This is a genomic window from Granulicella sp. dw_53 (assembly GCF_018449545.1).
Lineage (GTDB): Bacteria > Acidobacteriota > Terriglobia > Terriglobales > Acidobacteriaceae > Edaphobacter.
Genome location: NZ_JAAVUR010000006.1, coordinates 15,226 through 26,659, shown reverse-complemented (window position 1 = coordinate 26,659; position 11,434 = coordinate 15,226). Strand labels below are relative to the sequence as shown.

Annotated in this window: 9 protein-coding genes; 6 read left to right on the top strand and 3 right to left on the bottom strand. The window is 58.7% G+C overall.

Annotation, left to right across the window (positions count from 1 at the left end; all coding sequences use genetic code 11):
- Positions 1-454 precede the first annotated feature (454 nt).
- The 6 genes from HB393_RS10680 (at position 455) to HB393_RS10655 (ending at position 8,638) form a co-directional block, all read left to right on the top strand.
- The gene (locus tag HB393_RS10680) at positions 455-1,867 is read left to right on the top strand and encodes a TolC family protein (RefSeq protein ID WP_213805163.1); all 1,413 of its coding nucleotides are present in this window, start codon (positions 455-457) and stop codon (positions 1,865-1,867) included.
- Positions 1,864-2,124: a YtcA family lipoprotein gene (locus HB393_RS10675; RefSeq protein WP_213805162.1), complete on the top strand. Its 261-nt coding sequence runs from the start codon at positions 1,864-1,866 to the stop codon at positions 2,122-2,124. Before HB393_RS10680 ends, HB393_RS10675 begins: the two co-directional genes overlap by 4 nt.
- Positions 2,125-2,133: 9 nt before the next feature.
- Entirely contained in the window at positions 2,134-3,333 is a 1,200-nt protein-coding gene (locus HB393_RS10670; RefSeq protein WP_213805161.1) for a biotin/lipoyl-binding protein, read from the top strand.
- A 4-nt stretch (positions 3,334-3,337) separates the two neighbouring features.
- Positions 3,338-5,395: an FUSC family protein gene (locus HB393_RS10665; protein WP_213805160.1), complete on the top strand. Its 2,058-nt coding sequence runs from the start codon at positions 3,338-3,340 to the stop codon at positions 5,393-5,395.
- A 211-nt stretch (positions 5,396-5,606) separates the two neighbouring features.
- Positions 5,607-5,957 (top strand): PadR family transcriptional regulator, encoded by a 351-nt coding sequence (locus HB393_RS10660; protein WP_345945145.1) that lies wholly within the window; start codon positions 5,607-5,609, stop codon positions 5,955-5,957.
- A 17-nt stretch (positions 5,958-5,974) separates the two neighbouring features.
- Positions 5,975-8,638, top strand: a complete 2,664-nt coding sequence (locus tag HB393_RS10655; RefSeq protein WP_213805159.1) for an ABC transporter permease — start codon at positions 5,975-5,977, stop codon at positions 8,636-8,638.
- Positions 8,639-8,684: 46 nt separating this feature from the next.
- Here HB393_RS10655 and fabF read toward each other — a convergent pair whose 3' ends face one another.
- The 3 genes from fabF to HB393_RS10640 form a co-directional block, all read right to left on the bottom strand.
- Entirely contained in the window at positions 8,685-9,962 is a 1,278-nt protein-coding gene (gene fabF, locus HB393_RS10650; protein ID WP_213805158.1) for a beta-ketoacyl-ACP synthase II, read from the bottom strand.
- Between the two features lie 2 nt (positions 9,963-9,964).
- Positions 9,965-10,210: an acyl carrier protein gene (locus HB393_RS10645; RefSeq protein ID WP_020715918.1), complete on the bottom strand. Its 246-nt coding sequence runs from the start codon at positions 10,208-10,210 to the stop codon at positions 9,965-9,967.
- Between the two features lie 638 nt (positions 10,211-10,848).
- A complete protein-coding gene (locus tag HB393_RS10640) occupies positions 10,849-11,367 on the bottom strand; it encodes a hypothetical protein (RefSeq protein ID WP_255550982.1) in 519 nt (172 codons plus the stop codon).
- Between the last annotated feature and the right edge of the window lie 67 nt (positions 11,368-11,434).

The window sequence follows — 11,434 nt, the reverse complement described above, 5'->3', positions numbered from 1 at the left end:
AAGGCCCTATCTTTTTGGCATTTTTTTGTCTCCATTTCAATTTTTGAGAGACCACAAGCTGTAGGCTACTTCTATATCGCGCCTTGTCCTTGATTTGTGAAATTCAGAATTGTCAGACGGTTGATCTTCAGAGAAGCGAGATTAATTCTTACTACCCTGGTTACTGTTAACCAGGTCAATCGTCACAAATGCAAATGATCACGGTGAGTGCAAAGTCGTCTCGATGAACGATCTGCGCTCCCAACTCTTCTTAGTTCTGCCTTCGTGTTTACGCCCTCTTGGGGGTTGGCTATGATGCACTTTACAGGGATATGGGGAGAGCCTTTTGCTAACAGGAGTAATCGTTCGGAGCCTGGTCAGGCAGCACGCTCAACCTCTGGCTTTGAAGCGGCCTGAGCTGTGCATTCGGTTGAGTCTTCTATTTGTCTTTGCTTGTTGCCGGCCTGTGACGTTGATGGCCCAATGCGCCGGCATAAGCTCGACACCTGGCGCAGCCGCGGATTGCGCCGCCCATGCAGTTGCATCGGATACCGTCGCGAAGCTCGACCCCGCACATCCCTACACGCTTGCAGAGTTGATCGATATCGCCGAGCAAAACAATCCACGCACACGCATCGCATGGGAGCGGGCCAAGCAGAGGGCGGATGAGCTGGGCGTCGCAAAAAGTGCCTACTACCCTGTGCTTGCGGGAGTGGCGGCCTTCTCCGACGAGCGCATCATCAATCCCTTTCCTAAGCCTCTATCGCCTCGAGGCTACAACCTGGTCGAAGTGCCGGCTGTCGTACCCGAAGTCACACTCGACTATCTCCTCTTCGATTTCGGCAAACGCGGAGCGAAGGTAGATGCCGCGACTGCCGAAAAGCTGGCCGCTGGAGCGAACTTCATTCAGGCCAATCAACAGATAGCCTTCACCGTGGCCAGCGCATACTACAAGCTGCTCACTCAACAGGAACGTCTTGAGGCCGCGCAACAGACCTTGAAGACTGCCCAAACCACACAGGACGCAGCCGAGGCCCAGCTCCTCAACGGCCGATCTACGATACCTGATGTTCTAAACGCTCGCGCCGAGGCCTCGCAAGCTGTCTTCGACCTGGAGTCGGCCGACGGTGATGAAAAGATTGCGCGCGTCACCTTGACGGAAGCAATTGGCGTTGAGCCCTCGCCGGACATCACGATCGATGGGCAGAAGAGTGCTCCACTACCTGATGAGCTGACCATGCCAATCGATGCGTTGATTGCACGCGCCATGGCAGACCGTCCAGACCTCATGGCACAGGCAGAGGAGATACGTGCCGCCGATGACGCAATACGTTCCGCGAGGTCCGAGTATCTTCCGAAGATTCTTCTTTCGGCCAATGCAGCGCAGACCTCCATCTGGCCCACCGTGGACTACGGCCAGCTCGGCAATGCAAGCGAGCCCACATGGTCGGCGGCGGTGGCCGTGGAATGGCGGTTGTTTGACGGAGGAGCGCGAAAAAACGAGCTTGCCTCTGCCAGATCGCAAAAACGCACAGCCCAGGACGAGTTGCGCGAGAAGCGCGATCGAACTACGCGCGAGGTCTGGACAGCTTACATCGCCTTCCGGTCAGCGATGCGCAAACAACAAGCTGCGGTGTCGCTCCTCGACTCCGCCAACTCTTCCTATTCGGCCTCGCTCGAGGCCTACAAATATGGCGTGAAGAATCTTATCGACGTAGTGACGGCAGAGAGACAGTTGGCGCAGGCTCGCTACTCCAGCGTGTCGGCGCGTTCGCAACTTCTCCTCGAAGCAGTCGATCTGGAGTTCAGCACTGGCAATCTGCTCCGGTCGCAAACGCCCGCAACGAAAACATCCATCCCGAAGCCCCAGATTGGCCAACCACAATGACCCGAAGAACCCTGATCCTAGCCCAAGCGACCTGCCTGCTGTGCGCAGGCTGCGGCCGAGCGCCATCGGTCGATATCATCGGCTCTTTCTTTCCCGTCTGGATGCTCTGTCTGACCATCGCTATCGTCCTTACCTGTGTCCTGCGGGTGGTGCTATTGCGCTATCAGTTCGAGTCGGAGATTGGGCCAGTCGCTCTCTTCTATCCTTCTGTAGTTATCCTGCTCAGTTGCGTACTGTGGTTGATCTTCTTCCGCTAAGGACATCGTATGGATCAAGAGACTCAAAGCCTCAACCGTAAACGGCTCGGCCGCCGTATCCTCATCGGTGTCGTCGTCGCTGCTGCGCTTACGCTTCTGCTGGCTATCTATCAGGTCGATCTGCATCCGCGAACAGATGATGCCAACGTGTGGGCCAACTACATCGAGATCGCTCCGGAGGTCAGTGGACGCCTGGTCCGGCTGCCGGTTAAGGACAATGCCTTCGTGAAAAAGGGCGACCTGCTATTCGAGATCGACCCGCGCCCCTATGAGTATGCACTGCAGCAGGCTCTGGCCGACCAGGAATTGCTCGAGCAGCAGATCATCGACGAAAGACGCAAGATCGCCGCGCAGAACAGCGCCGTCGAGGCAGCCGGAGCTGCGGTTCATGTCTCGCGGACCGGCGTTCAAACTGCCAGCAGCAGCATCGATCTGGCCAAGGCCGCCGTCTCCCGCGCCCGGGCAGGCAAGGCCGCTGCCCAGGCGCGGTTGGAGTACGCAACCAACGATCTGAAGCGCATCCAGCCATTGCTACAAAAGCAGTACGTTACCGTCGAACAGGTCGATCAGGTCAGCACCTCCGTGCGCGTCGCGCAGGGGAGCTTCGACGAATCCAGCGCGGCACTCCTCCAGGCACAGGCCCAGCTCGACGAAGCCATGCTGCGGCACGAACAAGCCGGAAGCACCGCCATCGAGTCGCAGGCTCGGCTCGGCCAGGCCATCCACACCATAGACCGCGTAGAGACGTTGATAGCGCAGCGGCCCTCCAAAGCCGCCAAAGTAGATAGCGCCCGCCTCGATCTCGAGCGCACACGCGTACCTTCCCCCTTCGATGCGTATGTGACCAGCATGAACATCTCTGAAGGCGCCTATGCCCGTCCCGGCAGTCCGCTGTTCACCCTCATCGATACACGCAACTGGTATGTCATCGCCAACTACCGAGAGTCCAAGCTGAAAAACATTCACCTCGGCTCGCACGTCGACGTCTACGTTATGGGGCATCCCGACCGCAGGTTCGGCGGCCACGTAGAGAGTATCGGCTATGGCGTCTTTCCCGAAGACGGCAAGGTCGCGGGCGGTCTGCCCAACATCGAGCGCACGCTGAACTGGGTTCATCTCTCCGCGAGATTTCCCGTCCGCGTCCACATCGACGATCCGGATCCGAATCTCTTCCGCGTTGGAGCCACAGCCGTCACGGTTGTGAGGTAACGGCATGGCCACGAGCCTCGCAACCTGGGTCGACCGATTCTGGCAAGACCTGCAACCGACGCCGGGACGATTGAACAGTTCCCTCCGCATCGTTCTTGCCACCGTCCTCGCGCTCATCCTCATGATGGTCCTCAGGATGCCTTTCGCATCGTTGGGTCTCTATTTCATCTTTCTCGTAGGGCGCGACTCACCTTCCGTCTCTTTCCGATCAGGGTTTTTTTCCCTGGTGGCTCTGGTTTTTACAGCGGGCACGGTGCTTGCCGTCGTCTCCCTTACGGACAATAACCCGATGGCGCGGCTTCTGAGCGTCTCTATCGTGGTCTTCCTCGCCGGAATGCTGATGCTCTCCACGAACATCACGGTCCTGGCCTCCACCTGGGGATTCATCTACTGCACCCTGATCGCATTCTGGGAGACGCACGCCCCAGCCGGCTATCTCGTCAAACAGTCGCTCTACATCATCGGAACAGTCTCGATCGCTGTGCTGTGTTCGATCGCAGTCGAGTACACTCTCGGGGCCAGGGCTCCCGCCGCCGATCTACAACAACAGCGCAGAATTCGCTACGAGGCGCTCGGCAGGATGTTCTCGCTCTATGCTCAAGGGGCTCCACGCGAACAGATCGTCCCGGCCGTTATTGCTGTGTCCCGTCTCGCCGTAGCCGGTCAGAACGGCATGTTGCAGCTCTACAACATGATCGTCGATCGCAAACTCGACCCAGGCGTGCTGCCCATCGGAACGCGAGTGCGCATCACTATGCTGGCGCAGTTGATGGATGTCTCCGCCGCCTTCGGCACACAGAATCTCTCCAGCTCAGATCCCGCGCTTCAACGCCGCTGCGCTCACATCGCGGACCTTTGCCGTGACCTGATCCACGACATCAGGGCGAAGCCCAAAGATTTGGAAGAGCAAAGACCTGCAGGTTCCTCCACCCTGCTCGACCACGTCGATGAAACTCTACACGCCATCCTCTCCATGCCCGCGGAGATCGCAGGCATGAAGAATAAAGAACTAGTCGCCTTACCATCGAGCAAGGTTCCCATCTTCATCCCCGGCGCATTAGCGAGGAAGGAGACCGTCGCCTTCGCGCTCAAACTCAGTCTGTGCGCGACGATCTGTTACATCATCGTTCGCGCTGTCGATTGGCCTGGTATCTCCACCTCTGTCATCACCGTTGTCATCGCCGGCCTCAGCACCAGCGGAGCCATTAAGCAGAAGCTTATCTTTCGCCTCGTGGGCGCCATTATCGGGGGCCTCATCTTGGGGATGGGAGCCACCATCTACCTCTTCCCCTACATGGATACCATTTCCTCGCTGGTCTTGCTCATCGCAGCAATCTCGATGCTGGCGGCATGGTGGGCGGGTGGACGGCAGTTCAACTATGTGGGTCTGCAGATAGCATTTTCATTTTATCTGGTAGCCTTTGAAGGATTCAGCGCACCCATCGAACTCGCTCCGGCCCGCGATCGTCTGATGGGCATCCTTCTCGCGTTAGTCGTCATGGCGTTTGTCTTCGACCAGCTATGGCCGGTGCGAACCGTGACCGCGATGCGAGGTTCGCTGGCGGCTATGATGCGTAGCGCCGCAGAGTATCTGCGGCTGGCCAACACGGTCACCAACCTCGCCGAGCTTCGCCGCCACGCTGACGCAATACGCGACCACGTCGGCAAGACGGTCGGCAACATCCGCACCATGGGCGAAACAGTAGAGTACGAGTTCGGTGTCGACGTCAAACAGCATCTTCTCTCGAGCGAGATGATTCTCAACGCCTCGCTGACTCTGGTCGCATTTTTCTGGAATCAATTTGCCGTCCTCCACCGCGAGGAAGATCGCGAGTTCCTCACACAGCCGGAATTGATCGCGCTGCGGTATAGGATGGCGGAGGGAATGGATTCGATGGCGAATGCGACAGTAAACAAAACCGAATTCCCCATGATCGATCGCGACACCCTGGCTCATTCCCCGCTGCTTACACATCCCCTCTACGGCGAATTCGCACGAAACGCAGTGGACCGCTTCCTGGAACTCGAACAGGTCGTGACGCGTCTCAGGATGCTGGCATAACCGACACCCTCAGTATGTCCCGGTGCGTTGCTCTCTATCGGCTAGCGACGATAGGCCACTCTGCTCGTAGGCCCAACTAGCTAGCCTTGGCGGACCCGATCTTCTCATTTACTTCCAATAGAAATTCATCGGCCAGAAGAAAAGCTCTTCCCATAGCCATTCGAGTGGAGTATAAGTCTTTCTTGCATAGTCATTCGAGTGGAGGGAGTGCGTGGGAGCCAAAAAAACACCGGCGGCCGGCGATATTCTGCAAGGTACCTTGGACATGCTCATTCTGCGCACGTTGGTGATGGGCCCTGCGCACGGGCACACGATCGCAGAGGTTATCGAGCGTACGTCGGAGAACTCGTTGGACGTGGAGCAGGGATCGCTCTATCCAGCCCTCCACCGGCTCGAAGACCGGGGCATGCTCGCCTCTGAGTGGGGCACAAGCGAAAACAACCGCAAGGCAAAGTTCTATCGCCTTACCGCAAAGGGCCGCAAGGAACTTGCGGCTGCAACCAGCCGCTGGCGGCAGATGACTCGCGCAATCGGCCTCATTCTTGGTGAATCGATGGAGTAGGTAGAAGGAGAACGCTTATGAACTTACGCCGCTTTGAGCAACGTGAGAAGAGAGACGTAGAGCTAGCCGAGGAGATTGAATCCCACCTGGCTCACGAGCAGGACGCAAATGCTGCGAGAGGACTCTCTCTGGAGGAGGCTCGCCGACGGGCCCGCCTGAAGTTTGGCAATCCGCGTGTAACGCGCGAGCGCGTGTGGAGCTATCGTTCCATACCTTGGCTCGAAGCCGTTTGGCGCGACCTGCGCTTCGCGTTGCGCTCTCTCGCAAAGACCCCTGGATTCACTGCAGTCGCCATCCTGGTGATCGCGGTTGGTATCGGTGTCAACACGGCAGTCTTTTCGGTCGTCAACACCGTGCTGCTCAAACCGCTCACCTATCCTGACCCTCAAACTCTTGTGGAACTGATGAATACAGGCCCCCAGGGCTCATTTCCCGGCGCAAATATACCGAAGTTCAACATCTGGCATCAGCAGACCAGTATCTTCCAGCAGGTCGCAGGCTACGACTGGGGCGGAGCAGGACTCAACCTTACCGGCAGCGACAATCCCCAGCAGGTACAAGGCATCCACGTCACCGCAGACTACTTCGCTATGTTTGGCGCACCGGTGCTCGCCGGCCGTACCTTCACCGCCGCAGAGGACAGCCCGAACGGAGGGCGTGTCGTTGTCCTCAGTTATGGCCTCTGGAAGACACGCTTCGGCAGCAACGTAAACATCGTTGGAAGAACGATCCAGATCGACGGTCAGCCTTACCTCGTCGTCGGTGTGATCGGCCGCGGATTCGTCACAGAACCGGCTGGCGATCTCTGGCTGCCATACCAGTTTGATCTCACCTCTCACGACATGGCCCATTACTTCACCGTCGCGGCGCGGCTTAAACCCGGCGTCACATTGCAACAAGCCAACGCGCAGTTGAAGCTCGCCGAGAATCAGTACCGCCGCACCTACGGCAGCGACGCCCTTCCCCCTCATGACGGCTTTGGTATCGCTTCGCTCCAGGAATCGATCGTCGGCGATACTCGATCTTCGCTCCTGGTCCTGCTCGGTGCCGTCTTCTTCGTCCTCCTCATCGCCTGTGCCAACGTCGCCAACCTTCTACTGGCGCGCGCCTCGGCCCGAAAGCGCGAACTCGCCACTCGCGCCGCTCTCGGCGCTGGACGTGGACAGATTACGCGGCAACTGCTCATCGAGAGCCTTACGCTCTCTCTCACCGGTGGATTCCTCGGCCTTATTCTGGGATTTGTCGGCCTTCGACTGTTGCTTCGCATCAACCTCGGCGGCATTCCTCGACTCGGAGAAAACGGCATCGCCGTGACGCTCGATCTCAACCTGCTGTTGTTTGCCTTGGGAGTCTCCCTTCTCACCGGAGTTCTCTTCGGCCTCGTCCCAGCCTTCAGCGCTTCCCGTCCCAACCTTGCTGCCAGACTCAACGAGAGCAGCAATCGCGCCGGCCTCGGCTTTCGTAGCGGCAAGCTCCGCTCCATCCTGGTCGTAAGTGAGATGGCGCTTGCCCTGGTCCTCGTGATCGGAGCGGCTCTGCTCATTCGCACATTCCTGAAGCTACAGGCAGTCGATCCCGGCTTCGACACCCACAATGTACTCACGATGGCCATGTCGATCAGCGGCGATCGCTTCCAGAAGACAGAAGGTGTCGCACAAATTATTCGCGATGGAACCGAGCGGCTCAAGTCCATCCCCGGAGTCACCAATGCCGCCGCCGCGTGCTGCTTGCCGCTGCAAGGTGGTTTTGGCGTGCCATTCGACATCGTGGGACGTCCCAAGGGCAATGCCCGCTCGACAGGAGGCGGTGGCTATTACTCCGTATCGTGGACCTACTTCGATACCTTCAAGATTCCTTTGTTGCGCGGACGCGGTTTCACTGAGCACGATGACGGCTCTGCGCCTGGAGTGATCATCATCAACGAGGCGATGGCAAAACAGTACTGGCCAAAAGGGGATCCGCTCAAGGACCGCCTCTTGACCGCGGTGAATATGGGACCGACCTTCGCCGAGCCTCCACGCCAGATCATCGGCATCGTCGGTGATACCCACGACGGCGGCCTCAATCGCGATCCTCGTCCGACCATGTACTTCCCCGTCTCCCAAATGCCCGACGCAGAGACCGCGCTCAACTCCCGTGTCGCGCCTCTGTGGTGGGCCGTCCGCAGCAACGTAGACCCGCGGTCGCTTGTTGCGCCTATATCCGCAGCCCTTCGCGAGACCAGTGGAGGTCTGCCCGTCGCGCACATTCGCACCATGGATGAGATCCTGGTGCGTACCACCTCCCGCCAACGCTTCAACATGCTGCTCCTGACTATCTTCGGAGCGTCAGGATTGCTCATGGCCGCAATCGGCGTCTATGGCCTCATGGCTTATACCGTACAACAGCGCACGCAGGAGCTTGGCGTTCGCATGGCACTTGGCGCCCAGGCGTCCAGCATCCGAAATATGGTTCTTCGCCAGGGAATGTCACTCGCGTTCATTGGCGTGGCCATCGGTATCGGTGGAGCTATTTGGCTGACCCGCTTCCTGGCCAGCTTCCTATTCGGAGTAAAGGCCTGGGATCCCACAGCCTTCATCGTGACACCGCTGCTTCTTAGCGCGGTCGCACTGATCGCTATTTGGATTCCAGCTCGAAGGGCTACCCGAGTCGATCCAATGACAGCACTTCGGTTTGAATAAAACGGCACGGCTTTCGCCGTGCCGTTTGTTGGTACAGGTTTTTAGCCTATTCCGTCCAGCGTCTGAAGACCAGGGAGCCGTTGGTGCCTCCGAAGCCGAAGGAGTTGGAGAGGGCGTAGTCGATCTTTGCGGCCTTGGGGGTGTTGGGGACGTAGTTGAGGCGGCACTGGGGGTCGAGCTCCACGATGTTCATGGTGGGCGGTGCGGTCTGCTCCAGCATGGCCATGATGGTGATGCCGGCCTCGAGGCCGCCGGCTCCGCCTAGAAGGTGTCCGGTCATGGATTTGGTGGAGCTTACGAGGAGCTCGTGGTCCAGAGCGCGCGCGCCGAAGACGTTCTCGATGGCCTTCGATTCGAGGGCGTCGCCGAGAGGGGTCGAGGTGGCGTGAGCGTTGACGTAGTCGATCTGGTCCGGGGCGATTCCGGCGACCTTGAGGGCCGCGGTCATGGCGCGGAAGCAGCCTTCGCCTTCGGGAGCCATGCCAGTCATGTGGAAGGCGTCGGCGGACATGCCGTAGCCGATGACTTCGGCGAGGATCTTGGCTCCGCGCGCCTTGGCGAACTCCAGTTCTTCCATGATGAGGATTCCGGCTCCTTCGCCGCAGACGAATCCGTCACGATCCTTGTCCCAGGGACGGCAGGCGTGTTCGGGGTCCTCGTTGCGGGTGGAGAGGGCCTTCATGGCAGCGAATCCGCCGACTCCCATGGGAGTGATGGCGGCTTCGGTGCCTCCTGCGATCATGGCGTCGGCGTCGCCGCGCTGGATGATGCGGAAGGCGTCGCCGATGGAGTGGGCGCTGGAGGTACAGGCTGTCGCGGTGGCCTCGTTGGGTCCGCGGGCGTTGTACTTAATGGAGACGTGTCCGGCGGCGAGGTTGACGATGGAGCCCGGGATGAAGAAGGGCGAGATTTTGCGGGGTCCGCCGGCGAGCATATTGGAGTGTTCGCGCTCGATGACGTCGAACCCGCCGATGCCGGAGCCGATGTGGACTCCGAAGCGGTCGCGGTTGGTCTCATCGATGATGAGACCGGAGTGGGCCATCGCCTCCGCCGAGGCGGCGAGGGCGAAGTGGATGAAACGGCCCATCTTACGGGACTCTTTTTTATCCACGAAGAGGAGTGGGTCGAAGTCTTTGACCTCGGCGGCGAAGCGGACGGAGTGACCGGTGAGGTCGAAGGCCTTGATCTCCGCCATTCCGCTTTTGCCTGCGAGAAGACCTGCCCAGACCTCTGGAACGGTCTTTCCGACACCGCAGAGGAGGCCGATGCCGGTGACGACGACACGCCGCCGCTGATATGGTTCCGGGCTTTGCTGCTGGGACATTGCTACTTTGCCGCCTTCTGATTCTTTTCGATGTAGTCGACAGCATCCTTCACAGTTTTGATCTTCTCGGCGTCTTCGTCGGGGATCTGGATGTCGAAGGCTTCCTCAAACTGCATGACGAGTTCGACTACGTCGAGAGAGTCAGCGCCGAGGTCCTCCTGGAAGCTTGCGCCGGGGGTGACTTCGGCCTCATCCACCTGAAGCTGCTCGACAATAATCTGTTTAACCTTCTCGTCTACTGCTGCCATGTGTCTCTCCTGTTGTGCGTCTTCACGCAAGAATCAAAGTGGTTTGGATGCAATGTCCATTGTTGGGACGCCAAATATGGCCGCCGGTGAGCCAGGCAGTGCCAAGCCTCAAGGATACCGAGCGCCCTGTTGAGTGTAAAGCATAGCGACGGTTGCCGCATGCCTGTGCCGGGCGTCTCTCCCATTTCGAGGAATTTTTAGGGAGTGAGCGGTTCAGGGTGGTTGGCTCCCCGAATCCGGATGGAGATTCAGCTTATCCATTCCTGCTTTTCCTCCGACTTCTCCGATTTCCCTATCCGGGCCTGCGGCGTTGGAGCTGGATGCTGCTCGGTTCTAGGCCCCTCCCATCCTTGCCGGACACTCTGCCCTGCTTCCTCCTCCCTGTGGAGGGGACCCCTCCCCCCTTGCCTGGCTAGAAGCGGCTTATTTTCAGCCAGTTATGCGGGGTGGCGCCCTGGAAATTATTGATTCCAGGGCGGTTGCGTCCAAATCCGTGACACGGTTCAACTTAGGGCTTCTTTTTCTCCTTTCGCTTAAATGTAAGAGCCCTGCCAGTTCGGCAAGGCTCTTTTTTATCTCTAGTTCTATTTTACGGAATGGGCCAAAACTAACTTGCACTTTTATTGGCTTTGTTTTGTTTAGGTTAGGGCGTTTCGGGGGTTGACATGTGATTTTGCTGGGATTTTTGAGGGTTTTATTTTGGAGCTAATAGTTGTCCGCTGCTGTAAGGGGCGCACGTCTATCTTCTGGTTGATTTGCGTCGCGAATCTCCGGACGCTGAAGGAGATGGGCAGGCCGACTACGACCATGTGGACGAGCAGTCCCTGGATCAGGTCGTGCAGCTCGTAGGGGCCTCTGGCGTGGAGCGCGGAGAGAGGCAGGACGACGAGATTCATCACGGTTTCGACCGCCGCGCCGTAGAACAGGCCGCAGAGGAGTGGGTGCTCCTTTAAGAAGCCAAGGCTGCGGCTTGCCGTGTAGTAGATCGCGGAGGCCGAGAGGGCGATAAAGAAGTGGAGAGAGACGCCAAGGAGGTAGGTGCCGACGCCTCCGTGCTCTGCCTTCGGCCCGAGCAGGCCGCCTACGGCGATTGTCAGTAGGGCGCCTCTTTTAGGGGTTCTTTTCTCGAAGAGCCGAGGGGCTGAGTCTTCCATCATGTGTGTTCTCTCTTTCGCCTGTGATTTGTTCGGAGCTCGTGTGCGGTTGGCCGTGCGATTGACCTTG

Coding starts and splice junctions, on each gene's coding strand:
- HB393_RS10680 (WP_213805163.1), top strand. CDS start 455: ATGGCCCAATGCGCCGGCATAAGCTCGACACCTGGCGCAGCCGCGGAT.
- HB393_RS10675 (WP_213805162.1), top strand. CDS start 1,864: ATGACCCGAAGAACCCTGATCCTAGCCCAAGCGACCTGCCTGCTGTGC.
- HB393_RS10670 (WP_213805161.1), top strand. CDS start 2,134: ATGGATCAAGAGACTCAAAGCCTCAACCGTAAACGGCTCGGCCGCCGT.
- HB393_RS10665 (WP_213805160.1), top strand. CDS start 3,338: ATGGCCACGAGCCTCGCAACCTGGGTCGACCGATTCTGGCAAGACCTG.
- HB393_RS10655 (WP_213805159.1), top strand. CDS start 5,975: ATGAACTTACGCCGCTTTGAGCAACGTGAGAAGAGAGACGTAGAGCTA.
- fabF (WP_213805158.1), bottom strand. CDS start 9,962: ATGTCCCAGCAGCAAAGCCCGGAACCATATCAGCGGCGGCGTGTCGTC.
- HB393_RS10645 (WP_020715918.1), bottom strand. CDS start 10,210: ATGGCAGCAGTAGACGAGAAGGTTAAACAGATTATTGTCGAGCAGCTT.
- HB393_RS10640 (WP_255550982.1), bottom strand. CDS start 11,367: ATGATGGAAGACTCAGCCCCTCGGCTCTTCGAGAAAAGAACCCCTAAA.